This is a genomic window from Kitasatospora sp. NBC_00315, from assembly GCF_041435095.1.
Classification (GTDB): domain Bacteria; phylum Actinomycetota; class Actinomycetes; order Streptomycetales; family Streptomycetaceae; genus Kitasatospora.
Window position 1 is genome coordinate 1,514,389 of record NZ_CP108025.1, and the last position, 23,397, is coordinate 1,537,785.

At 74.4% G+C, this 23,397-nt stretch carries 17 protein-coding genes and 1 riboswitch; of the genes, 4 read left to right on the plus strand and 13 right to left on the minus strand.

The window, feature by feature from the left end:
* The first annotated feature begins 158 nt into the window (after positions 1-158).
* Positions 159-1,721: an apolipoprotein N-acyltransferase gene (lnt, locus tag OG823_RS06320; protein WP_371478206.1), complete on the plus strand. Its 1,563-nt coding sequence runs from the start codon at positions 159-161 to the stop codon at positions 1,719-1,721.
* Here the strand turns inward: lnt and OG823_RS06325 are convergent.
* Complete coding sequence (locus OG823_RS06325) at positions 1,697-2,461, minus strand: VOC family protein (protein ID WP_371478207.1); 765 nt, start codon at positions 2,459-2,461, stop codon at positions 1,697-1,699. The genes lnt and OG823_RS06325 overlap by 25 nt on opposite strands.
* Before the next feature lie 230 nt (positions 2,462-2,691).
* On the opposite strand from OG823_RS06325, the gene ribA reads away from it, so the two are divergent.
* Both ribA and OG823_RS06335 read left to right on the plus strand, forming a co-directional pair.
* Complete coding sequence (gene ribA / locus OG823_RS06330) at positions 2,692-3,327, plus strand: GTP cyclohydrolase II (protein ID WP_371478209.1); 636 nt, start codon at positions 2,692-2,694, stop codon at positions 3,325-3,327.
* Between the two features lie 119 nt (positions 3,328-3,446).
* Positions 3,447-3,615: riboswitch (cyclic di-AMP (ydaO/yuaA leader) on the plus strand.
* Positions 3,616-3,618: 3 nt separating this feature from the next.
* The gene (locus tag OG823_RS06335; RefSeq protein ID WP_371478210.1) at positions 3,619-5,118 is read left to right on the plus strand and encodes a glycosyl hydrolase family 28-related protein; all 1,500 of its coding nucleotides are present in this window, start codon (positions 3,619-3,621) and stop codon (positions 5,116-5,118) included.
* Positions 5,119-5,167: 49 nt separating this feature from the next.
* Here the strand turns inward: OG823_RS06335 and OG823_RS06340 are convergent, their stop codons facing one another.
* From OG823_RS06340 to OG823_RS06395, 12 genes are all read right to left on the minus strand, one after another.
* Complete coding sequence (locus OG823_RS06340) at positions 5,168-6,244, minus strand: GNAT family N-acetyltransferase (protein WP_371478212.1); 1,077 nt, start codon at positions 6,242-6,244, stop codon at positions 5,168-5,170.
* An 11-nt stretch (positions 6,245-6,255) separates the two neighbouring features.
* Complete coding sequence (locus tag OG823_RS06345; RefSeq protein WP_371478214.1) at positions 6,256-7,572, minus strand: hypothetical protein; 1,317 nt, start codon at positions 7,570-7,572, stop codon at positions 6,256-6,258.
* Between the two features lie 2 nt (positions 7,573-7,574).
* Positions 7,575-9,155 carry an ArnT family glycosyltransferase gene (locus OG823_RS06350; RefSeq protein ID WP_371478215.1) on the minus strand — a complete coding sequence of 527 codons (1,581 nt, stop codon included), beginning with the start codon at positions 9,153-9,155 and terminating at the stop codon, positions 7,575-7,577.
* Positions 9,155-9,970, minus strand: a complete 816-nt coding sequence (locus tag OG823_RS06355; protein WP_371478216.1) for a PIG-L deacetylase family protein — start codon at positions 9,968-9,970, stop codon at positions 9,155-9,157. The genes OG823_RS06350 and OG823_RS06355 overlap by 1 nt, the downstream gene beginning before the upstream one ends.
* Positions 9,952-11,121, minus strand: a complete 1,170-nt coding sequence (locus tag OG823_RS06360; RefSeq protein WP_371478217.1) for a glycosyltransferase family 4 protein — start codon at positions 11,119-11,121, stop codon at positions 9,952-9,954. Before OG823_RS06360 ends, OG823_RS06355 begins: the two co-directional genes overlap by 19 nt.
* Positions 11,118-13,187, minus strand: coding sequence for a lipopolysaccharide biosynthesis protein (locus OG823_RS06365; protein ID WP_371478218.1), 2,070 nt, complete (start codon positions 13,185-13,187; stop codon positions 11,118-11,120). The genes OG823_RS06360 and OG823_RS06365 overlap by 4 nt, the downstream gene beginning before the upstream one ends.
* A complete protein-coding gene (locus tag OG823_RS06370; protein ID WP_371478220.1) occupies positions 13,184-14,596 on the minus strand; it encodes a glycosyltransferase family 4 protein in 1,413 nt (470 codons plus the stop codon). Before OG823_RS06370 ends, OG823_RS06365 begins: the two co-directional genes overlap by 4 nt.
* Positions 14,597-14,601: 5 nt before the next feature.
* Positions 14,602-15,435, minus strand: a complete 834-nt coding sequence (locus OG823_RS06375; RefSeq protein WP_371478222.1) for a glycosyltransferase — start codon at positions 15,433-15,435, stop codon at positions 14,602-14,604.
* Positions 15,436-15,590: 155 nt separating this feature from the next.
* Positions 15,591-16,406: a polysaccharide deacetylase family protein gene (locus OG823_RS06380; RefSeq protein ID WP_371478223.1), complete on the minus strand. Its 816-nt coding sequence runs from the start codon at positions 16,404-16,406 to the stop codon at positions 15,591-15,593.
* A 539-nt stretch (positions 16,407-16,945) separates the two neighbouring features.
* The gene (locus OG823_RS06385; protein ID WP_371478224.1) at positions 16,946-17,770 is read right to left on the minus strand and encodes a glycosyltransferase family 2 protein; all 825 of its coding nucleotides are present in this window, start codon (positions 17,768-17,770) and stop codon (positions 16,946-16,948) included.
* A gap of 572 nt (positions 17,771-18,342) precedes the next feature.
* The gene (locus OG823_RS06390; protein WP_371478225.1) at positions 18,343-20,454 is read right to left on the minus strand and encodes a putative bifunctional diguanylate cyclase/phosphodiesterase; all 2,112 of its coding nucleotides are present in this window, start codon (positions 20,452-20,454) and stop codon (positions 18,343-18,345) included.
* Complete coding sequence (locus OG823_RS06395) at positions 20,451-21,257, minus strand: SAM-dependent methyltransferase (protein ID WP_371478227.1); 807 nt, start codon at positions 21,255-21,257, stop codon at positions 20,451-20,453. The genes OG823_RS06390 and OG823_RS06395 overlap by 4 nt, the downstream gene beginning before the upstream one ends.
* Before the next feature lie 178 nt (positions 21,258-21,435).
* Between OG823_RS06395 and OG823_RS06400 the strand changes: the two genes are divergently transcribed.
* Positions 21,436-23,277 carry a glycoside hydrolase family 15 protein gene (locus OG823_RS06400; RefSeq protein ID WP_371478229.1) on the plus strand — a complete coding sequence of 614 codons (1,842 nt, stop codon included), beginning with the start codon at positions 21,436-21,438 and terminating at the stop codon, positions 23,275-23,277.
* Positions 23,278-23,397: the final 120 nt, after the last annotated feature.

Genomic DNA, 23,397 nt, shown 5'->3' on the forward strand with positions numbered 1-23,397 from the left:
CGGGTCCGCACGGCGTCGCGCTCGGTACGGGGCAGGACCGTGACCGGAGCCCCGAGCCCCGAGCAGGAGCGGGCCGAGGACCGCGGAGCCGTCGCCGGATCCGCCGGAACCGGCCACGCGATCTGGTGACATGCACCCGGGGAGCGGACAATCGGAGGATGTCGCTCCGAACAGCTCTGACCCAGCCGGCCCGTTACGCCTCACTGGTGGCCGGCGCCGTTCCGGTGCTGTGCTTCCCCGCCGCCGGGCTCGGCGCGCTGGCCTGGGTCTGTCTGGTGCCCGGGCTGCTGCTGATGCAGCGCGCGCCCGGCGCGCGGGAGGCGGCCGTCCGGGGCTGGTGGTTCGGCGCCGGCTTCATCCTCACCGCGATGTACTGGCTCATCCCCTCGATCGGTCCCGCACTGCCGGTGCTGGCGCTGCTGTTCGGCGCGCTCCAGTCCGCGGTCGGCCTCGCGGTGTGGCTGCTGCTGCGCCCACCGGTGACGGCCCGGCGGGCGCTGGCCGCGCTGGTGGTCGTGCCCTGCGTCTGGGTCACCGCCGAGTTCGCCCGTTCCTGGCACGCGCTCGGCGGCCCCTGGGCCCTGCTCGGCGCCACCCAGTGGCAGCACCCCGCCGTGCTCGCACTGGCCTCGGCCGGCGGGGTCTGGCTGGTCAGCGCCGCCGTGGTGGCGGCCAACACGGCGGTGGTGGTGGTGCTGTGCGCCCGGGTGTGGCCGGTGCGCGCGCTGGCGGCCGGCGCCGGAGCCCTGGTCGTGCTGACCGGCCCGCTGCTGTTCGCCCTGCGCACGCCACCGGCCCGGGACGGCCACGCGACGGTCGCGCTGGTCCAGCCGGGCATCGTGCAGGACGCCGGGCAACGCCTGGACGCGAGCGCCCGGGCCACCGAGTCACTGGCGGGCCGGCCGCTCGACCTGGTGGTCTGGGGTGAGAGCAGCACCACCGCCGACCTGGACCGCGACGGCGCCACGATGGCCCGGCTGCGCGCGCTCTCGGCCACGACCGGCGCCCCGCTACTGGCCGGCGAGGACGCCCGCAAGGCCGACGGCAGGATCTCCAAGGACGCCGTGCTGATCGGACCGGCGGGCATCGAGGACCGCTACCGCAAGATCCGGCTCGTCCCGTTCGGCGAGTACATCCCGCTGCGGCCGCTGCTCGGCTGGATCGCCGGCGTCAGCCGGGCGGCCGGCGAGAACCGCGCGTCCGGCAGCGCCTTCCACGTGCTGGAGCCGACGGGCGCGGACGGCCGGCCGCTGACCTTCGGCGCGCTGATCTGCTTCGAGTCGGCGTTCCCCGACATGTCCCGGGCGGCCGCCGACCAGGGGGCCCGGATGCTGGTCTACCAGTCGGCGACCTCCACCTTCCAGCACACCTGGGCCCCGGAACAGCACGTCTCGCTCGGCGCGCTGCGGGCCGCCGAGACCGGCCGCCCGGTCGTCCAGGCCTCGCTGACCGGGGTCTCGGCCGCCTTCGACGCGCAGGGCCGCGAGATCGCCCGGCTCGGCACCGACCGCACCGGGGCCCTGACCGTACGGCTGGCGACGGCCGCGCCGGGGAGCCGGACCTGGTACGACCGGGTCGGCGACGTCGTCCCGACGGCGGCGCTCGCGGTGACGGCGGGGGCCGGGGTGCTCGCACTGCGCGCCGGGCGCGGGCGCCGGCGCCCGGGCGGGAGCACCGCCGGCGCCACCGGCGCGGATCAGCCCTCGGTGCCGGCCAGGTAGATCCCGAAGACCGCGCCCTGCGGGTCGCGCAGGACCGCGATCCGCGGGCCGTCCGGCACCGAGGTCGGTGCCATCAGCACCTCGGCCCCGAGCGCGCCGGCCCGGCTCGCGGTGAGGTCGACGTCCGCGACGGCGAAGTACGGCAGCCAGTGCGGCGGCAGCTGCGGCGGGAACTGCTCGCCCATCGCCAGCATCCCGCCGAAGTCGGCGCCGTCGATGCCCCACTGGGTGTACGACTCGCCCGCGCTCACCGTCCAGCCGAAGACCTCGGGGTAGAAGACCCTGGCCCCTTCGACGTCCCGGGTGAGCAGTTCGGCCCAGCCGAGCGCACCCGGGTCGTTGAAGACGCCCGCGCCGGAGAACGTCCGGGCCTGCCAGAGCGCGAACACCGCGCCGGCCGGGTCGGCGACCACCGCGAACCGGCCGACGTCGAGCACCTCCATGGGCTCCATCAGCACCCGGCCGCCGGCCCCGGTGATCCTCGCGACGGTGGCGTCGGCGTCCCGGGTGGCGAAGGAGACCGTCCAGGCGGTCTGCTGCTCCGGGCCGTAGAGCGGGCTGAGCCCGGCCGCCGGGGCGTCGCCCAGGTGCATCACGGTGTAGCCGCCGGCCTCGGGGCGCGGGTCGGTCTCCGCGCGCCAGCCGAAGAGTTCGCCGTAGAAGGCCTTGGCGGCGGCCGGGTCCGAGGTGGCGACCTCGGCCCAGCTGGGCGCCCCGACGGTCACGCTGGTGATCTTCATCCGTGCTGTCCCTTCCGGTGCTGCCGGGAGACCGGCATGCCTTCCCACAGCATGCGGCGGCGCCACCGCGGCGGCCCGGGCCTGATCGGCCGAACGGGGCGCGGCGGCGGAGAAAGGGGAGTTGTTCAAATTGGAACTACAGGGTACGGTCGGCCTTCTCACCGGTTCGGCCAACATCCTGCCCAGCGGTTCGATTCCGTCCCGTCCACCACAGCCCCGGAGGCCTCGGCATGCCGCAGTACGAAACCGCCACCGTGCGCTCAAGCGTGCGCATCCCGTTGACCTTCCCGGACGGCTACCGCGCCGACGCCCAGGTCTTCACCTTCCACGGCCTGGCCGACGGCGCCGAGCACCTGGCGCTCGCCCTCGGCGAGGTACGCGGCACCCCGCTGGTGCGACTGCACTCCGAGTGCCTCACCGGTGACGTGTTCGGCTCCGACCGCTGCGACTGCGGCCCGCAGCTGCGCGAGTCGGTCGAGCGGATCAGCACGGCCGGCGGCTACCTGCTCTACCTCCGTCAGGAGGGCCGCGGCATCGGCCTCTACAACAAGCTGGACGCCTACGCCCTTCAGGACTCGGGCCTGGACACCTACCAGGCCAACACCGCGCTCGGTCTGCCCGAGGACGGGCGCGACTACACCGCCGCCGCGCAGATGCTCAGCGCGCTCGGCGCCACCCGGGTCCAGCTGCTCAGCAACAACCCGGACAAGGCCGGCCAGCTGGCCGACCTGGGCATCGAGGTCGCCGAGCGGGTGCCCACCGGAGTGCACCTCTCCGACAGCAACGTCCACTACCTGCGCACCAAGGCGGGCGGCACCGCTCTCACCCTCGGCCACGGCATCGAGCTGCTCCCGGTCGGCGCCTGAGCGGGAGCGCGCGTGTGACCCGCGGCACAGCGACTTGTGATGTTCCGGCAAAGTTGTCTAGCCTTCGGGCGTCCGCTGGAGCGGACACGCACCCGGTACGCCTAGTCCCGTCCACCGGATAGCGGTCTTCCGAGCATCGGACGGGAGCGGGGGAACCAGGTAAGTCGTCGTACCCGCTCCGCATCCGTGCGGTCGTGGGCACGACTTGGGGTGAAGCCGCACCACAGGCGGCCGGGCTACCTCACGGTCCGAATCCGACAGCTCACCTCGTAGGCGTCGCGAGGTTCTGTCATGCCCATGATTTCCAAGCCCGGGTTGGCCGCGATCACCGCGGCCGGCCTGTTCATCCTGCCCCTGGTCGGCACCACCGGCGCCCAGGCGTACGGCGCCGCCTGGTGGAAGCGACCCGCCCCCAGGCCCACGCCCACCGCGTCCCCCACGCCGACGCCCGCTCCCACGGCCGCGCCGAGCGCGACCCCGACGCCGACACCCACGCCGGCCCCGAAGCCCACGGCCACTCCCACGGCCACCCCCACGGCGACGGCCGCACCGACCGCGACGACGAGCCCGACCCCCTCGGCCGGCGCCTCCGGCACGCCGACGGCCACGGCGACAGCGACGGCGACCGCATCGCCCACCGCCTCGCCCACCGCCTCGCCGAGCGCCTCGCCCGCCGTCGGGGCCTCCGGCATCGGCTGCCCGTACACCGGCGCCACCGCCACCGCCGTCCGCGACGCCTCCAAGGCGCCGTACAACGCGGTCGGCAACGGCTCCACGGACAGCTACACCGCCATCCAGAAGGCCATCGACGACGCGTCCGCCGCCGGGGGCGGCGTCGTCACCCTGCCCGCGGGCACCTTCCTGACCAACGGGCACCTCCAGCTGAAGAGCAACGTGGCGCTCAAGGGTGCGGGCTCCGGCGCGACCACCCTCAAGGCGGGCCCGTCCTTCCTGAAGACCTCCGGCCCCGACGGCGGCTACCCGGTGGTGACCACGCACGGCGCGAGCAACGTGACGATCGCCGACCTGAAGGCCGATCAGAGCGGTGACGTGCTGGATCAGTTCAACCTGTCCGGCCGGCTCGCGGCCTACCTGATCGACGTGCGCAACTCCACCAACGCCGTGGTGAGCGGGGTGGCCACGACCAACCCGGCCTCGTACTCCATCGCCGCGGTCGGCAGCACCCGGTTCTGCGTCCAGCACAGCAGCACCCAGGTCACCACGACCGGCAAGTACGACCAGCTGGACGGCATCCACGTGCTGTCCTCCACCTTCGGGTACGTGCTCGGCAACACCGTCGACCAGCGGTTCAACGGCAACACCGACGGCGACGACGGCCTCGTCGCGCACACCATGACCAGCGCCCCGACCCACGACGTCACCTACGCGGACAACACCGTGCGCGGTGGCAACAACGGCAACGGCATGCAGTTGGCCGCGGGCAACGGCGACATCTACAACATCACCATCCGCAACAACGAGTTCTGGGGCTCCACCGAGGGCATCCGGACGGGCTGGTACGACAACCAGACCGGACGGGTGCACGACGTGGTCGTCGGTGGGTCGGCGGCCGCCGGCAACACGATCCGCGACCTCGTGCCCGGCACCGGCGCGAAGGGCTCCTTCCCGTCCGGCGGCAAGGCGATCTGGTACTTCGCCGCGCCCTCCGTGGCCTCGAACGTCCCCAGCGCCATGACGGTGACGTACAACACGACGTGCCACGCGGGCACCCCGCCCATGTCGGTCGTCTCCGGTGGCAACAACGTGGTCTCCGACAACAAGACCTGCTGATCTCCGGCGGGCGGGGCGCACCGGCGCCCCGCCCGCCCCTGCACGGGGGTCAGTGCGCGGTGCGCCGCTCGACCAGGCCCACCGCGCCCAGTGCCAACCGCCGCAGCCCGGGGTTCGCGCTCACCACCGCTTTGGTCCGGTCGAGCGAGGCCACCTGCCAGCGCCGCAGCGCCGGCAGGGCCGTGCCGCGCTCCACCCGGCCCTGCGCCACCATGACGTCGCCGGTCTTCAGTGACTCCTTGTACCGGTCGTGCCCCTTGCCGAGGTCGATCCGCCGCAGCCCCAGGCCGGCGGCGGCCTCCAGCAGGTGGAGATAGAGCAGCAGCCCCGGGGAGTGGCGCGCCAGCGCGGCGTCGTAGACCGGCAGCCAGGACGAGAGCAGATGCCGGGCGCGCAGCGAGTAGAGCATCGAGACGGGCCGGCCGCCCGCGTACAGCACCGACAGGACGCCGGCGCAGCCCTCGGCCCGTGAGTCGGCCAGCTCCCGGACCACCGACAGCAGCCCCGGCTGGGCGAAGACGTCCCGGCGGCCCTTGGCCAGGCACTGCGCCGTCTTCCAGGCGGCCAGCGTCCGCAGCATCGCGGGATCGCGCTCGTCGAAGACGAAGCGCAGCGGGCCGGTCTCCCGCTCCAGCCGGGCCCCCTTGCCCCGCACCCGGTGGAGGAGCTTCGCCGAGTGCCCGCCGAGCCGGGCGGCGTACGCCTGGTAGCCGTCGCCGACGTCGATGACGGGAGAGGCCGCGCGGTGCACTCCGTTGGCCTCGAAGGCCGTCTGGCCGGCGACGAGGTGGTCGAACTCCCAGACCCTGAGCCCGCAGTCCGCCAGCAGCGAGACCGGGTCCCAGTCCAGTCCGCGGCGGTGCACCAGCCCCTGGCAGTCGCAGAACCCGGCTCCGATCGGCTTGCCGATCCCGAGGGCGCGGCGCTCGAACGGGAAGTAGGCGGCCGGCCCGGAGCCGTCGCAGAGCACCGCCACCCGTGCGGCCGGGCGCCGCCGTCCGACGGCGAGCGCGAACTCCGGCGAGAGGAAGGGACTCGTCAGGGAGTCGTCGCGGAGCTGCATCTGCCGCCAGCCCGCCAGTTCGGCGGCGGTGAGTTCGTCGGGACGGACGGTCGTGGTCGTCATGTCGGTCACCTTCATGGGTGCGCCCCGCCCAGCCGGGCGGCGAGCGCGGCGTAGTCGCCGAGCGAGGCGCCCGGCGTCGCGTGGTGGTGGAGGTCGGCGTCGAAGGCCCACATCAGCCCCCGCAGGCCGCAGGACGACAGCTGGCGCGCCACCGCGTCCATGGTCCCGGGGTGGTAGGCGCTCACCTGGGGGCCCGCGCTCTCCCCGGCGAGGGCGAATCCGCTGCGGTCCGCGACGGCCGCCACCCACCGCACGGAGGACCATGTGCCGGCCTCGGCGGCGGAGGCGCTCGCCACGTCCACCAGCCGGTCCGTGCTCGCGCAGCCGTTGTCCGCGGGAGCGCCGGAGCCGTCGACGACGGAGGTGGCGACGATCCGCACCCCCGGGCCCGGCCGGACGAGCGGGACGGTCCGCTGGAACGCCACGCCCAGGCCCATCCAGCGGGGCTCGACCGTGCCGTCGAGGAGCCGGTCGACGGCGGCGCGGTACTCCCAGGGGCGGATGCCGGTCCCGGGCACGAGCACGTCGAGGTGGCCGCGGAAGTGCCGCGCGCCGTAGAGGTCGATCTGCCAGTTCACCGCGCCGGCGAGGGCTGCGAGGTACCAGCGGGCCCAGGTGTCGGCGTCCTGCGCGGTGAACGGCCGCCCGTCGTGGGCCGCCTCGCCGGGTCGCCAGCCGGGGAACGGGTTGGCGGGCACGCCGGCCGGCCGGGCGCCGTCCCCCGCCGGGGCCTGGGCGCCCGGGTCGAACGCCCAGTAGGCGTTGGTGTGCGAGCCGTCCCCGGCCGTCGGCGGGTAGCTGAACTCGCCGTCCGCGTCGACGCCGACCCGGATCGCCCAGAACTGCCCGAGCCCCAGGTCGCGCGAGACCATGTCGACGTAGTGCCGGGCCTTCTCCCGCGCCGTCGGGCTGAAGACCAGGTTGGGCGCCCCGGTGTACCGGTCGCCGTACTGGTCGACGAACGCCGTCGCCGGATAGACCGAGGCCAGCCAGGCCGGCGGGTGGTTCAGGCCGAGGGACGCCTCGATGCGCAGCCCCGCGCTCCGCAGCGTCCGGATCCGCGCCCGGACCGACTCGACGTACTGCGGGTCGTGGACTCCCTCGCGGGGTTCGTAGCTGTCCCACCGCAGCTCCAGTTCGGCGACGCCCAGGCCGCTGCGGTGCTCCTGGACGGCTCGCGCGGGATCGGTCTGCAGGGTGCCGAAGTAGCGGGCCGCCGTCGGCGCCGGTGTCGGCGCCGGCGCCGCCCACGGGGCGCACAGGGCCACCACGGCCGCGAGCACGAGGAGCACGCGGTGGCGCGGGAGGCGCCGCGACCCGGCCGCCATGCTCAGCCACCCGCCGACCCGGGCAACGGCAGCTCGTACAGCGCGATCGTGCCGTAGGAGCGGCCGTGGAACACGTACAGCAGCCGGCCCTCGCGCATCAGCGCCCGGGCCTGGTCCGGGGTCGCGGTGGAGTAGCCGTGCTCGACGGCCTGCGGGAACACGACCGCGTACCTGGCCTGCGCGGCGGCGCGCTGCGCCGGGGTCACCCAGGCGCCGACCCGGTAGCGGTCGGTGAGGATCAGGTCCGAGTCGCCGCCCACCGTGGCCACCGCGGCCCGCGCCGGCACGTGCGCCGCCATGTAGGCCCGCAGCTCGGAGTACCCGTCGTCGGGCGTGATCCGCCCGGTGGCGTACGCGGCCCCGGAGAGGCCGAGCGCGAGCGTCAGCGCGACGAGCGCGGCGACCGCCGCCCGGGTGACCGGGCGCCGCACCACGGGTGCGGCGAGCACCACCGAGATCATCGTGGGCACGAGCAGCAGGTAGAGCGCCTGCTCCTCCAGGGTGCCGAACAGCAGCGCGTAGACGAGCGTGACGGCCGCCGAGGCGTGCAGGAGCGCGAGCAGGCGCCGGGCCTGGTCGCCGCGCCGCAGCAGCCGGTACAGCGCCACCGCGCCGACGGCCAGCAGCAGGTAGGTCACCCCGAAGGTGGACGCCTGATGGCCCAGCCGGGACCAGAGCGAGGGGGCCCGGGGTGCGTTGAACCCGGTCTCCTGCACCAGGCCCAGGAGCCGCTGGACGCCGACCGTCTTGGTGTTCACCAGGTCGACGAGATGACCGTTGGCCGCCACCACCACGACGTAGACGGTGTACGGCAGCAGGCTCGCGGCGGCCGCCCACGCCAGCAGCCGGCGCGGTGGACCCCAGCCGAGGACCATCGCCACCAGCACGGGCACCGTGGTCATGAGCGCGGCCTCGTCCTTGGTCAGCACGGCCAGGCCGAGGAGCAGGCCGCCCGCCAGCGCCCGGGCTCCGGGACGGGCGGGCAGCGGTCGGCGGGTCAGCCCGATCAGCACCAGGTAACCGAGCAGCACCCAGAACATGGTGGCCGTTTCGAGCAGCACCCGGTCGTTGACCCTCAGCACGAAGGGGTCGAGGGCGAAGAGCGCGGCGATGGCGGCGGCGGCGTACCGCGACCGCAGGCGGGCCACCAGGACGACCAGGACGGCGGCGGTGGCGCCGGCCAGCACGGCGTTCAGGGAGCGCATCTGGTAGATGCCCGCCACGATGTCCGGCCGGTAGCCGAACAGCCGCTGCCAGCCGGCCTCCAGGTAGAAGTAGCCGGGCGGGTGGAGGAAGAACAGCTCGCCGCCGTCCCCGGGGAAGTACGGGAAGCCGCCGGAGGCGACGCTGTTGCCGATGGCCCGGTAGTACACCTCGTCGCCGAAGATGTCCTGGGCCCGGCCGAGGCCGACCAGGCGCAGCAGGGTGGCGACGACGAAGGCGGCGCTCGCGAGGGCCGCTGTTCGCAGCGCCGGTCCGCGGGGCCTGCTGCGGGCGCCCGCGGGCGTCGCTCCGGTGGGTCCCGGGCCGGGCGGCGACGAGGCCGCGGTGCCCGGGACGTCCGCTCTGGTGTTGGCCGACATCACGTCCACTCCTTGGCGCCGGCGAACGAGCGGCTCGCCAGCAGGTAGATCTCGGGGACGAGCGGGACGACGCCCCGGGGGAACATCGCACCGACCTGGGTGCGGTAGGCCCGCACCAGGGCCGCCTTGGCGGCGAGTTCGCGCTCCCAGAGCATTTCGACGGATGCCGTCCGGCGGGCGAAGCCCGGGTCGACGGCGTACCGCTGGTTGTAGGGGAAGTCGCTGTAGAAGACGGCGGGGGCGCCGGCCCGCTCCACGGCGGCCCGCACCAGCAGGTGGTCCACGTTCCCGCCGACCGCCGAGGGCGCGAGCAGCAGGCCGGGCCGGTCGGCCGCCAGCACCTCGACGGAGTTCTGGATGCGGCGCAGCGTGTCCGAGTCCGCGGCGGCGATCCGCCCGGAGGCGAGGTGCAGGCGGTAGGTGGGGTAGACGTGGTCCAGTTCGGGCACCAGCCGGCCGGCCAGCCGCGCCCGCCGGGTCGCGGGACGCGGCCGGCGCCGGAACAGGCCCTCGGTCAGGCCGAGGTGGCACCAGCGCACGCCCATCCGGTCGAGCACGGCCCGGTCCTCGGCGCGGCGGTCGCGGTAGAGCGTGGCGGCGTCGGGGGCGCCGACCTGGTGCAGGTAGCGCCGGGCGGAGAGCGTGTACGGCCGCGTACCCGCCTCGGTGAAGAAGGTGACGACGGTGACCGGCACGCGCAGGGCCGCGTGCATCATCAGGGCGCCGCAGGACAGCACCGCGTCGTCGAGATGGGGGGACAGCACCACGAGCGGGACGCCCTTGTCGATGGCCGTGGTCAACGGGTCGGTACCCATGACGCCTCTCCTTGTTCCGAGGTCGCGGCGTCCGGCTCCGCGGTGGGAGCCGGTCGCAGCAGGTCTCGGGCGAGCGCCAGGTAGCGGCCCGTCGTCTCGTCCCAGCTGAACCGCCGGACCGCCTCGTGGGCGAGCCCGGCCAGGTGTTCGCGCGCCTGACGGTCGGAGGCGACCTCCCGCATCCGGTCGGCGAGCGCGTCGACGTCGAAGGGCGGCACACTGACGTTCCCCGATCCGCCGAGCCAGCGGAGCGAGGGGAGGTCGAAGTGCAGCACCGGCTTTCCGTGGGCCATCGCCTCCAGCGCCGTGATCCCGAACGCCTCGTGCCGGGACGGCATCACCATGAAGGCGCTGCGGGCCAGCAGCCGCTGCTTCTCGGCGCCGTCCACGTGGCCGAGCCACCGGACGCCGGGGCCGGCCCGTCGCAGCAGCGCGGCGAGCTTGCGCTCCTCGGAGCGGGTGCCCGCGCCGGCGAGGAGCAGCGGCATCGGCACGGCCGCCCGGGTGTACGCCTCCAGCAGGAGGTCCAGGCCCTTGAGGTTGGTGTCGATGCGGCCCAGGAAGAGGATGTGCTCGCCCTCTCCCAGTCGGGCGCGGTCCACCGGGCCGGCCTCGATGCCGTTCGGGATGACGTGCACGGCGGTCGCGCCGTGCCGGCCGGCTGCGGCCCGGGCGGCGGCGTTCAGGACGACGAGGTCGCGGTAGCACCGGAAGCCCACGTCCTCGATCAGGAAGAACGGGATGTGGTACTTGCGCCACATCGCCTCGCCGCAGGCGGCCTGGTCGATCCCGACCACCGGGGCGCGGGAGAACAGCGGGAGGAAGCTGGTCGAGAACGGCGGAGTGAAGCTCTCCATCCACAGGTCGTGCGGCATCCGCCGGGCCAGCAGCGGGAGCATCGCGTGGAAGAGCAGCTGGCCGCCGCGCGGGCCCGCCCAGCCGATCGGCAGGTAGTGGTAGCGCACGCCGCGACGGATCCGGGTGCCTCGGCTCCCGGCGGTCACGACCGTGACGTCGAACTCCTCGGAGAGCCGGCGGGCCACCTTCTCGATGACGACCGCGCCGCCGCCGGCGTAGTGCGGATTGTCGACGTCGTCGAAGATCGAGATCACGACGCGCTTCCTGGCGCCCGCGGGCGGGTGCGTGTTCATCGGGTCCACATCCTTCGTGTGCCGGCGACGACCGGCGGCAGGTGCAACCGGGTCCCGGCCACCGTGCGGAGGGTTTCGAGGTCGGTGCGGCCGAGGGCGCCGCGGTCGGGCAGCAGCAGCCACCGCGCGGCGCCGGGGCCGGTGGACCGCCCGGCCGGGTGGAAGGTCCCGCCCGGTCCGCGCGGGACCCAGATCCCGGGCCGGCCGGGGGGCCGCAGCGCCCGCCAGGCGTACCGGCCGAGGGGGGCGACCCGCAGGGTCCGGCCGTCGGCCGTTCCGGGCGGGACGGTGAGGCCGGAGGCCGACCGGGGCATCCAGCAGAGGACTTCGAGGGCCCGGTCCGGGTCGCCCTCCGGCCGGTCCTGGCCGCCGAACAGCAGGTACCCGGGGAGCCCGTCGGCCGGCAGCCCGTCGGCCGGCAGCCGGTCGGCCGTGGAGACCTCGTGCCAGAAGTCCGCCGGCTCGGTCCGGCCGTCGGTCAGCTGGAACGGGTACGCGGGCCCCGGGCGGGCGGGCGGGGCGGGCGGGGCGGCGTCCGCCCCGTCGTCGGCGGCCGGCGGCCGGCCCGGGGCGGTCTCGGCGGCGGCACCCGCCACGGCGGGCACCTCGGCTGTGGCGGCGGCAGTGGCGGGTGTGGCCGAGGGGACGGCACTGTCGGCGACGGGCGGGTCCGAGGCGACGTGGTGACGCAGGAACCGGACGGAGGCCCGGATCCCGACGGCCGCCGCGGCAGCCAGCCACAGCACCGGACGCGGGCTCAGCAGGGCCAGCAGGCCGGCGCAGAGCAGCGGTTCCACCAGCTGCGAGCCGGCGAGCACCCGGCCGCCGTGCTGGCGCCGGAACCGGAGGGCGAGCAGGCCGAGCGCGGCCAGGCCGCCGACGGCCGCCCCGGCGGCGAAGCCGGGAACGCCTCCGAGGCGCCAGCCGACCAGCAGTCCGAGCAGGTAGCAGAGCACGCCGACGACCTGCCGGCGTGCGCAGCGGAAGTCGTCGGCCGCCTGGGCGAACGTCACCAGCAGGCTGACGCCGCCGATCGCGAAGCCGGCGATCGCCGTGAACGCCAGGTAGGTGCCGATCGACCGGTAGCCCGTCGGGAAGACCGCGGCGAGCAGCGCGCCCGGCGCGGTGGCCATCACCGCGGCGAGCGGCAGCGCCACGATGACGTACATGCGCACGGCGCCGGCCGCGAGCGGGGAGCCGGCCTTGCGTCGGGACAGGGCCGGGAAGAAGGCCGTCGCCAGCGCGGTGGCCACGAACAGGGGCACCCTCGCCAGCACCACGCTGGCCTGGTAGCTGGCGACCGCGGCGCGGTCGCCCGGCAGGAGGGTGACCAGTACCTGGTCGACCGCGAGCAGCAGGGCCACCATCCCCTGGAGGCGCGCCATGCCGAGCGAGCGGCGCCACAGATCGCGGTCGGCGGTCGCCCTGCGCCAGGAGCGGCGGCCACCGCCGCCCCGCAGGCGCGGCCACCAGATCAGCAGCGGCAGCAGGCCGGCCCCGAAGGCGGCCAGCGCACCGGCGTCGCTCAGGCCGACGACGCCCACGAGGAGGAGCCCGGCGGCCGTCTTGAGGACGACCTCGCCGATGTCCACGGCGGCCAGGGTCCGCATCCGCTCGGTCCCCTGGAGCCAGCCGATGGTGACCCGGGTGACGTAGATGAGCATCGTGACGGAGGCCAGCACCAGCACCGTGGTCGCGTCGGCGAACTGGGCGGCCACGGCCGCCACCACGGCGCTGACGACGATCCCGCCGCCGGTCGCGATGACGACGGCGAACCGGACCGCGTCGGCCCGTTCGGCCTCGGAGCGCGCGCGTGCCAGCGACTTGGCCAGGACCCACGGCACCGAGACCATGGCGACCGTGGCGGCGGCGAGGAGCAGCCCCTGGCCCGCCGCGAAGCGGGCGTACGCGTCGACGCTCAGCAGGTGGGTGAGGAGCAGCGCGTAGCCGTAGTTCCCGACCCCGATCACGAGGAAGGCCACGGTGAACCAGCGCGCGCCGTGCACCGCGCTGAGCTCGTCGCGGCGTACCGCGCTCGCCCCGTGGACCTCCGCTCCCGTGGTCATGTCGCACTCGACTCGGGCCGCACCAGGAGGTCGCTGCGGCTGGCGAGGGCGACGGCGGCCTGCTGTCCGACGCCCAGCCGCGCCAGAACTCCGTGGGCGAGCACCTCGTCGCAGCCGTGGAGGACCAGCCGGAACGCGTCGCCCCGTCGGCTCCATCCGTCGGTGCCGCGCAGGGCGCCGTCCAGCGTCGCCTCCAGCGCGTCGCCGTCGGCCGTCTCGAAGTGCGTGACGACGGCCAGGTCGTGGGCCTGGCGGCGGGAGCGGCGGTGCCGGCGGACCCGCCGGATCTCCTCCTGGACCACCCGCGCGAGCCGGTCCGCGCTGTCGCCCCAGCCGAAGCCGTCGGCCCAGCCGCGGCACCGGCCGGCCATCCGCTCGCGGGCGGCCGGGTCGGCCAGGGAGTCCAGGGCGGCGGCCGTCAGGTCGGCCAGGTCCGCGCCGGCGGGCAGCAGCCACCCGGTGCGGCCGGGCCGGACGGCGTCCCGCAGGCCGGGGACGTCGAAGGCGACGGCGGGAGTGCCCAGGCTGTTCGCCTCGATGACCGCGAGGCCCCAGCCCTCGGCGACGGAGGGCACCACGGTCAGCCAGGCACGCGCGAGCAGTTCGCGCTTGCGCTCCTCGCCCACCCAGCCGTGGAAGGTCACCGCGCCGCCGACTCCCAGGCCCTCGGCCAGGGCCCGCAGCCGGCCGAGTTCGCCGCCCTGGCCGGCGATGTCGACCCGGAGGTCCGGGTGGCGCCCGAGCAGGGCCGGCAGCGCCCGGACGAGCAGGTCGAGCCGCTTCTGCGGCACCAGCCGGCTCACCACGGCGATTCTCGGCGACTCGCTGCGCGCCACCCGGGCGGGCTCGGAGTGCGGGCTGCCGTTCGGCACCAGGAACACCGGGTTGTGGAAGCCGAGTTCACGGCGCACACCCTCCCGGGTGGAGGGCGAGACGACCACGATCGGCCGGTTGCGGTAGACGATCCGGCTGACCTGCTTCTCCAGCAGGCGCCCGACCGCGTTCGCCGGCCAGCGGAAGAACAGGTCGAACTGGTCCTGGTGGACGTGGTGGATGACGCAGACGTCCGCCGTCCAGCGCGGGACGAAGGCCGCGGAGAAGAACGGGATCCCGTTCTGGAAGTCCACCACGGCGTCGTACGCGTGCCGGTTGCGCAGCAGGTGCCGGACGGCCGCGGCGTAGACGCCGAAGGTGCCGCCCTGGCGCAGGATGCGCACGCCGTCGGTGTACTCGACCGCGGCGGCGCCGGGGCTGCGGGAGGCGAACAGCGTCACCCGGGCTCCGGTGCGGGCCAGCCGCCGGGCGATCTCGAAGCAGTAGGTCTCCGCGCCCCCGGCCTGCGGATGGGCCGGATCGCGCCAGTTGAGGAAGAGGATGTCGGTGTGCGCGAGGGTCGACGAAGCGGTCATGGCGGTCACCGTGAGAGGGAGATGCGGAGCAGGTCGGCCATCGAACGCATGCCGTCCCGCCGGGGGGAGAAGGTCGATCCGGGGACGTCGGACCACGCGACCGGTACCTCGACGGCCTGCCGGCCCTCCCGCACCACGCGGGAGAGCAGTTCGACGTCGAAGGCGAAGCCGTTGATCCGGCAGTCCCGGACGAGGTCGCGGACCAGCGGTCCGTCGAAGAACTTGAAGCCGCACTGGGTGTCGGCGATACCGGGAACGGCCAGGTGGGCGCAGGCGCGGAAGAGCCAGCCCCCGCCGCGCCGCAGCACCGACTGCTCCACCTGGTAGCGGGCTCCGGCGCAGCGCCTGGAGGCGATGACCGCGCCGTAGCCCTGCCGCAGCAGCGGGACGACCTGGTCGAGGGCCTCGATGGGGGTGGCGTTGTCGGCGTCGACGAAGCCGACGAAGCGGGCCGAGGAGGTGGCGATGCCACGCCGTACGGCGGCGCCCTTGCCGCGCTCGCTGCAGCCGATCAGATAGGTCTCGACGGGGGCCTCGCCGAGGTGCTCCAGTGCCTCCGCGGTCGAGTCGACGCTGTCGTTGTCCACCACGACGACGGCGGAGCTCCAGGGCTGCCGGGCGAGGTAGTCGGCGGTGGCACCCAGGGTCAGCGGCAACCGCCTCGCCTCGTTGTAGGCGGGGATGATCACCTCCAGATCCACCGGGGGCCGCCTGAGCGGCGCGGGGACGTCGGGTACGCGGTGCGCGCGGGTCGCGGCGGCCCGGGGCGTGGCGCCGCCGCGGGTGTCATCGGAGAGCGATCCGTGGTGCCGGGCTGTCGAGGAGTCGGTGAGGTACATCCGGATGAACCTTTCTGTGCGGGCGGGCGGCGGAGCCGGTGGGCGGTGGTCGGTGTGGGGCTTGCGGGCGGTGTCCGGTGCCGCGGTGTCCGGTGCCGCGGTGTCCGGTGCCGGGCGCGATGCCGGCGGGCGGTGGTCCGGTGCCGGCGGGGGTGTCAGTCGACGGCGGATCCGGCGATCGGGTGGCCCAGGCGGGCCCGGGTGCGCCGGTAGGCACGCCCGCCGCGGGTGGAGAGCGACTCGGCCAGGGGCTGGAGACCGGCGCCCCGCCCCTCGGCCCACTGCTGGAAGCGCGCCGGCGCGGTGTCCGCGGTCACCAGGAGCCGGGGGATCCGGTACGGGTTGTCGGCGGCCGAGCTGAAGGCGTTGCCGACGGTGGCGCCCGAGGTCCAGCCCGCCGCGGCCAGTGCCCGGTGGACGGCCGGGCTGGAGTAGCCCCCCGGATAGGAGAAGGCGGTCACGGCATGGCCGACCGCCTCCTCCAACTCCCTCTTGCTGGCACCTATCTCCTCGGCGAGGCGGCGTGCGGGGACGATGTCCAGCTGCGCGTGGGTGCGCGAGTGGCCGCCGATCTCGAACCCGAGCGCGTCGAGGGTGCCGATCTGGCGCCAGTTGAGCATCGCCGCGGGCGGCAGCAGGCTGCGCGGCATCGCCCGGCCGGGCGAGTGCACCGCCCCGGTCGTGATGTACACCGTGGCGGGCAGGCCGCGTTCCGACAGGATGGGCGCGGTCGTCCAGTAGAAGTCCTCGTAGCCGTCGTCGAAGGTGAGCACGGCGGCGTCGTCCGGCAGCGTGACGCCGCCGCGGACGGCCGAGACGAGTCGGCGCAGCGGGATGACGGTCCGGCCGGCGGCGGCCAGCCGGTCCAGCTGGTCGGCGAAGGCCCGGCGGGTCACCGCGCGGGGGGCGCTCCACGGCGCCGGGTGGTCGGAGACCGAGTGGTAGACGAAGACGGGCACAACGGTGTTCATGTCACGCCTCCGGGGACATCGCGCGGGGCGGCGGCGCGGGCGGCCGACCGACGGGACCTGGCGCGCGGGACTGCCCGGAGCGTGGACCGGTGCAGCCGGCGGTACGACGACCGGCGGGGAGTGCGACGCGGACGGCTCGCGGGCCGACGGGATGACGGCGGCCCGGCGCTTCGCGCCACGGCGGCCCGCCGTCCCGTCCGGGCAGCGGCCCGGGGGCGCCGCACAGGGCGCGGTGGACGTGCTGGACGTGGTGACGCGGCCGCGGCACGGCGCGCGACGGACGGCATCGACCGGCACCCGGCAGAGCGTGGCGAGGTCGCCCGCGGTGCCGTTGGCCGGGGCCGGACCGAGCAGGTGCCCGCACAGCCGCACCCACGCCGGCACGCACCCGTCCACGGGGATCGGCCCGGTGCCTTCGGCCGGGCAGTGCCCGCCCGGTCGACGGAGGTCCGGTCCGACGGATCGGACGGCGGTGCTGAGCGAGTAGCGGGCGGCAAGGTACGGGTAGGCGGCTGCGGTGCGCCGGTCGGAGCCGTTCATCATCGCTCCCCCACGGCATCGGGCGTCGCGGACCGGGCGCCGGGGCGCTCGGCGAACAGGGTCCGCAGCACCCTTCGGCCGTCGGAGACGGCGTGCGGGTGGGAGCGACCACTGCGGCGGGGAAGTTCGAGGCTGGGCACTTCGGCGATGCGAAGGCCGCAGCGGAGGGCGTACGCGATCATCTCGGTCTCGATCTCGAAGCCCGGGGAGCGCAGCTCGTGCGCGTCCAGGAACGCGCGGCGGAAGGCGTAGTAGCCGTAGCAGAGATCGGTCATGCTCGCGTGGAAGAGCCGGTTGGCGACGGCGAGCAGCGCCCGGTTGCCGATCGAGCGGGCCAGGGTGCTGTCGAGTGAGCCGCCGCCGGGGATGTGCCGCGAGCCCTTGACGAAGTCGTAGCCGAGGTCGAGGAAGTGCAGGAGGCTCGGGATCTCGCCGGGCCACATCGAGCCGTCCGCGTCCATCATCACGATGTACTCGCCGGTGGCGGCGGCGAAGCCGGCCCGCAGCGCTCCACCCGTGCCGGGCGCGCTGCGCCGGACCCTGCGGACCGTCGGCGGACAGTGCTCGGCCTCCGCCACGGCGGCGTCCACCCGGGAGCCGCCGACCAGCACGACCTCGTCCACGCAGCGCGGGATCTGCTCGAACACCCAGGGGATGTTGCGGGCCTCGTCCCGCACGGGGACGACCAGGCTGACCGTGTGCCGGGTGGCCGGGGCGTCCCCGGCCCGGCGCATCGGACGGCCGAGCAGGGCGCGGTCGGCCGCTCGGCGCATGGGCCGGTCGACGCCGTACGGGAGGGCGTGCGGGGGCAGGGTGGTACTCATCGAAGAGCTGCCTCTCGGGAGGCGAAGGGCACGACGGTGCCCTTGGCGTGCCTCTGATGGCGGGACGGGCTCAGACGGTGGCCGAGCGCGGTGCGCGGCCCCGACGGCGATCCCGGGGGCGGAACGGTGGTGCGCGGATCACGGCGAGTGGACCGCCGTACGCGGCGTGCTACCCGTCGGTGGCTCGGAGTGCCCGGCACCCGCGAGTTGCCGCGTGCCGGTTGCCGTGCGCTGATCGCGGGTGCTGCTCCGCTTCGGCGCCGAAGCGCCGGTCCTGCATGGGCGCCGAAGCGCCGACTTCACGAACTGGCCAATGTGCTCTCCGCACGAGGTGCGGTGCCAGGGCTTCATCGTGCCCAGGAACCTCTCGACAAGTCAAGAGATTTGGGAGCAATTGTCCGATATTGCACCGGATCCGTTGCGGACCACCGCGGACCGCTGCGGCCCACCGCGCGGTCGCCGCCTCGCCCGGGGCGCGCCGCACCGCCCGGACCGCGCCGGACCGGACCGACCGGACCGACCGGACCGCTCCGGACCGCTCCGGACGGACCGCACCGCCCGGACCGCGCCGGCTAACGCGCCGACCGCGCCGCACCGCCCTCGGCGATCCTTCGGGCGATCTCCCCCGGGCGAACCGGCCGCCCGAAGTGCCAGCCCTGCGCCCAGTCGCAGCCGATCGCCCGGAGCCGGTCGGCGTCGCGCGCGGTCTCCACGCCCTCGGCGGTGACGGTCAGGCCCAGGGTGTGCGCGAGCGAGACCAGACCGCTGACGATCCGCCACCCCGTGGGCTCGTCCTTGCGCGGGTCGTGCAGGTCCCCGACGAAGGAGCCGGCGATCTTCAGCCCGGAGACCGGCAGGTCGCGCAGGTACGCGAGGTTGGACCAGCCGGTGCCGAAGTCGTCGATGGCCAGCGAGACGCCCAGGTCGACCAGCTTGTGCAGGGTCTTCAGTGCCTCGTCCTCGGGCCCGACCACGGTGCTCTCGGTGATCTCCAGCTGCAGGCGGCGCGGGTCCAGGCCGCTGGCCCCCAGGATCCGTCCGACGTCGGCCACCAGCCCGGCACTGCGGGCCTGCCGGACCGCCAGGTTGACGTTCATCTGCGGCGCCGCGTCGCCGAACCGCCGTACCCAGTCGGCCGCCTGACCACAGGCCTGCTCCAGCACCCAGCGGCCCAACGGCATGATCAGGCCGGTCTCCTCGGCCGTCGCCACGAACTCGTCCGGGCCGAGCACGCCCAGCTGCGGGTGGCGCCAGCGCACCAGGGCCTCGACGGCCGCCAGTGAGCCGTCCGCGAGCGCGTGCAACGGCTGGTAGTCGATGAAGAACTCGCCCCGGTCCAGCGCGGCCGGCATCCGGACCGAGACCGCGTAGCGGCTGACCGCCCGTGCGGTCTCCTTGGGGTCGAACAGGGTCCAGCGCCCGCGCCCGGCCTCCTTGGCGCGATAGAGCGTCAGGTCCGCGGCCCGGACGGCGGCGCCGGGAGTGGTGGTGGCGACCCGGCGCTCCAGGACGCCGACGCTGGCGCCGACCGCCAGCCGGTGGTCGCCGATGTGCACCGGACCGTCCAGCGCGCTCAGCACGGTCTTCGCGGCGGCCACCGCCTCCTGCTCGCCCCGGCAGTCCTCCAGCAGCACCACGAACTCGTCACCGCCGAGCCGTGCCACCAGGTGACCGAGCGGGGCCAGCGCGGTCTTCAGGCGCTCGGCCACGGCCGTGAGCAGCTGGTCGCCGGTCTCGTGGCCGAGGCTGTCGTTGACCACCTTGAAACCGTCGAGATCGACGTAGCAGAGCCCGAACCTGGCCCCCGGCTCCGGATCCTCGAAGATCTTCTCCAGCCGCTCGAAGAAGGCCGCCCGGTTCGGCAGGCCGGTCAGCGAGTCGTGGGTGGCCTGGTGGCGCAGCCGTTCCTGCAGGCGGTAGCGGTCGGTGATGTCCTCCAGCATCGCCACCTGGTACTGCGGCACGCCCTCCTCGTCCCGGATCAGCGAGACGGTCAGCTGGGTCCAGACCACCTCGCCGTCCCGGCGGTAGTAGGGCTTGTCGAACTGGAGGTACTCCCGCTTGCCGGAGATCAGCTCCTCGTACGCCTCCCAGACGCCGGGGGTGTCCTCGGGATGCACCAACTCGTTGACCTTGTGGCCCTGGAGGTCCTCCGGGCGGGCGCCGAAGATGTCCTGGAGGGCCTTGTTGACCGCGAGGATGTTGCCCTCGGTGTCGCCGATGCCGATGCCGATCGCCGCGCTCTCGAACAACGCGCGGAAGCGCGCCTCGGAGGCCTTCAGGGCCTTCTCCGCCTCCAGCCGGGCACTGTCCGCGGCGGTCCTGATCGCCTCCTGCTCGCGCAGGGTCCGCTCCCGCAGGGCGGCGGCCCAGCCGGCCGCGAAGGCCCCGCAGAGCACCGGGCCGCGCCCGTTCTCGTCCGGCTGCTCGTGCAGCAGGCCGACGGCGCGGGCCAGCACCGCCGGGTCGGTGAAGTGGGCGTCCACCAGCAGGGCGCCCGCCTGCTCGGCGTAGGCCGCCTCGAAGGGCTCACCGTTGCGGGCGCGGTGCAGCAGCCCGGCGGTGCGTGAGACCAGGCGGTGCAGGATGCCGGGATGAACGGCCGCGCCGTGCCCGCTCGCCAGCAGTCCGGCCCAGGCCTCCTGGAACCGGACCGCCTCCGCGTCCACCAGCTCGTCGCTCACGGACGCAGCCCTACACCCGCCATGCCGGTCATCCGCTCCGGGTGCTCACCCACGGCCTTCGGGTTCTCCGGGTGCCACTCGGGCAGGTAGACCACCCCGGGGTCGACCAGGTCGAAGCCCTCGAAGAAGGAGGCGATCTCCTCCTTGGTGCGCATCGTCAGCGGTGTGGGTGTGGAGCGGTACAGCGCCTGGTGGTCCTCCGCCTGGTCGGGGCGGCCCTCCAGCGAGGCGTGCGACAGCACCAGCGCGCTGCCGGGCGGCAGAACCTCCCGGACGGCCCTCACCGAGCGCCACGGGTCCTCCTCGTCGGTGACGAAGTGCACCACCGCGACCAGCAGGACGGCGATCGGCTCCCCGGCGGCCAGCATCGCCTGCACCTCGGGGCGGGACAGCAGGTCGGGGGCGTCCCGCAGGTCCGCCTGGACGACGCTGCTCAGCGGATCCGCCTCCAGCAGCAGCCGGCTGTGCGCGACCGCGACCGGGTCACGGTCGATGTAGACCACCTCGGCCTGCGGACGGACCGCCCGCGCCACCTCGTGCACGGCGCCGAAGGTCGGGATGCCCGAGCCGATGTCCAGGAAGTGGGAGAAACCGCGCTCGGCGAGGTACTGCACCGCACGGCGCAGGAAGGCCCGGTTCGACCGCATGATCATCGGAAGGTCGGGCCAGAGCGCCATCGCCTTGCGCGCCATCTGCCGATCGACCTCGAAGTTGTGCGATCCGCCCAGGTAGTAGTCGTAGACCCGCGCCGCGTTCGGCTTGTCGAGGTCCGTTCCAGCCGGTACCCAGTCCGGTCGCCGCATGACGGTACCCCTTGTTTCCCGGCTCAGTCCCGGATCGGAGGAGACAACTATGCACACAAGATCATCCCTTGCACCCCGAGCGCGTGCAAGTGGAGTTCGTGGTGGATCGTCCGGAACTGGCAAGGTCACCGGAGGGCCGGATAATAGCACTTGAAGGTCAACTGACCAGAGGGGCCGCATGACCGGACGCATAGAGGACTACGCCCTGATCGGCGACCTGCAGACCGCCGCCCTGATCGGACGGGACGGCTCGGTCGACTGGCTCTGCCTGCCCCGCTTCGACTCCCCCAGCTGCTTCGCGGCCCTGCTCGGTGAGCCCCGGCACGGCGGCTGGCGGCTGGCCCCGGCCGCCGGAGGGCACTGCGACACCCGGGCCTACCGGGGCGACAGCCTCGTCCTCGACTCCGAGTGGCACACTCCGACCGGCGTGGTCCGGGTCACCGACTTCATGCCGCAGCGCGAACGCCACCCCCGGCTGGTGCGGATCGTGGAGGGCGTCGAGGGCAGCGTCGAGATGCGCGGCGAGCTGCGGCTGAGCTTCAACTACGGCCGGATCGACCCCTGGGTGCGCCGCACCGACCACCACCGGATCGCCGTCGCCGGGCCCGACTCGGCCTGGCTGCGGGTCCCACCCGGCGTGCACACCTACGGGACCGACGGCACCACCGCCTCCGACTTCACCGCCACCCCCGGCCGGCGGACCGCCTTCGTCCTCACCTGGCAGCCCTCCCACCTGCGAACCAGCGCACGGATCGACCCCGAGCAGGCGCTGCTCGACACCCTCGACACCTGGCGGACCTGGGCGGCCGGATGCCGCTACCGCGGCGAGTGGCGCGATCCGGTGCTGCGCTCGCTGATCACGCTCAAGGCACTCGCGTACGCGCCCACCGGCGGGATCGTGGCGGCGCCGACCGCCGCCCTGCCCGAACGGATCGGCGGTGAACGCAACTGGGACTACCGCTTCTGCTGGCTGCGCGACTCCAGCATGACGCTCGCCGCTCTGCTGCGCGGCGGGTTCCGGGAGGAGGCCGCCGCCTGGCGGCAGTGGCTGCTGCGGGCCATCGCCGGCGATCCGCGCGATCTGCAGACCATGTACGGCGTGGCCGGTGAGCGCGTGGTCACCGAGACGGTGGCGGGCTGGCTGCCCGGGTACGAGGGCTCACGCCCGGTGCGCTTCGGCAACGCCGCCGTCGGCCAGCTGCAACTGGACGTGTACGGCGAGGTGGTGGACACCCTGCACCTCGCCCTGCTGGCCGGGATCCCGATGGAACGGCACGTCTGGAGCCTGCTGCGGTCGCTGATGGGCTACCTGGAGCAGCACTGGCGCGAACCGGACGAGGGCCTCTGGGAGATCCGCAACGGGCGCCGGCACTTCGTCCACTCGAAGGTGATGTGCTGGGTCGCCGCCGACCGCGCGGTAAGGATGGCCGAGGCCACCGGACTGCCGGCCCCCGTCGAACGCTGGCGCGCGATGCGCGACGCGGTGCACGCCGACGTCCTGGCCAACGGGTACGACCCGCGCCGGGGAGTGTTCGTCCAGTACTACGGCGGAGAGGAGTTGGACGCCGCCACCCTGTTCGTGGTGAAGAGCGGCTTCCTGCCGCCGGACGACCCCCGGGTGCTCCGAACGGTGGACGCGGTGCGCAGCGGGCTCGACCACGGCGGCTTCGTCCGCCGTTACGACGGACACGGCGCGGGGCCGGGGCCGGGGCCGGGGCGGGACGGTACCTGGCCGGACGGAACCTGGCCCGACGGAACCTGGCCCGACGGCCTGCCGGGCGGCGAAGGCGCCTTCCTGGCCTGCTCGTTCTGGCTGGCGGACGCGCTGCTGGCGACCGGGCGCCGGGAGGAGGCCCGGGAGCTCTTCACCCGGGTGGTAGCGCTCGCCAACGACCTGGGCCTGTTGGCGGAGGAGTGGGATCCGGTGTGCGGGCGCCAACTTGGCAACATGCCACAGGCGTTCACGCATGTCGCGCTGGTCAACACCGCCTTCGCGCTGGCCGAGCCGCCGCAGCCCTGAGAGCCGTCGCAGCCCTGACGCCGTTCGGCGGGGTCCACCCGGGCCCGCTTCCACGGCGGAGCGTTCTGTCACCAGCGGGTTCTGCCACCGGACCGCTCTGCCACCGGCTCGCGCCCCGGA

Bases quoted from the DNA above. Each gene is read 5' to 3' on its own strand.
- OG823_RS06360 (WP_371478217.1), bottom strand. From the start codon at position 11,121: ATGAACACGCACCCGCCCGCGGGCGCCAGGAAGCGCGTCGTGATCTCG.
- lnt (WP_371478206.1), top strand. From the start codon at position 159: ATGTCGCTCCGAACAGCTCTGACCCAGCCGGCCCGTTACGCCTCACTG.
- OG823_RS06370 (WP_371478220.1), bottom strand. From the start codon at position 14,596: ATGACCGCTTCGTCGACCCTCGCGCACACCGACATCCTCTTCCTCAAC.
- OG823_RS06340 (WP_371478212.1), bottom strand. From the start codon at position 6,244: ATGACGACCACGACCGTCCGTCCCGACGAACTCACCGCCGCCGAACTG.
- OG823_RS06350 (WP_371478215.1), bottom strand. From the start codon at position 9,155: ATGTCGGCCAACACCAGAGCGGACGTCCCGGGCACCGCGGCCTCGTCG.
- OG823_RS06385 (WP_371478224.1), bottom strand. From the start codon at position 17,770: ATGAGTACCACCCTGCCCCCGCACGCCCTCCCGTACGGCGTCGACCGG.
- OG823_RS06380 (WP_371478223.1), bottom strand. From the start codon at position 16,406: ATGAACACCGTTGTGCCCGTCTTCGTCTACCACTCGGTCTCCGACCAC.
- OG823_RS06400 (WP_371478229.1), top strand. From the start codon at position 21,436: ATGACCGGACGCATAGAGGACTACGCCCTGATCGGCGACCTGCAGACC.
- ribA (WP_371478209.1), top strand. From the start codon at position 2,692: ATGCCGCAGTACGAAACCGCCACCGTGCGCTCAAGCGTGCGCATCCCG.
- OG823_RS06395 (WP_371478227.1), bottom strand. From the start codon at position 21,257: ATGCGGCGACCGGACTGGGTACCGGCTGGAACGGACCTCGACAAGCCG.
- OG823_RS06325 (WP_371478207.1), bottom strand. From the start codon at position 2,461: ATGAAGATCACCAGCGTGACCGTCGGGGCGCCCAGCTGGGCCGAGGTC.
- OG823_RS06375 (WP_371478222.1), bottom strand. From the start codon at position 15,435: ATGTACCTCACCGACTCCTCGACAGCCCGGCACCACGGATCGCTCTCC.
- OG823_RS06355 (WP_371478216.1), bottom strand. From the start codon at position 9,970: ATGGGTACCGACCCGTTGACCACGGCCATCGACAAGGGCGTCCCGCTC.
- OG823_RS06365 (WP_371478218.1), bottom strand. From the start codon at position 13,187: ATGACCACGGGAGCGGAGGTCCACGGGGCGAGCGCGGTACGCCGCGAC.
- OG823_RS06335 (WP_371478210.1), top strand. From the start codon at position 3,619: ATGCCCATGATTTCCAAGCCCGGGTTGGCCGCGATCACCGCGGCCGGC.
- OG823_RS06345 (WP_371478214.1), bottom strand. From the start codon at position 7,572: ATGGCGGCCGGGTCGCGGCGCCTCCCGCGCCACCGCGTGCTCCTCGTG.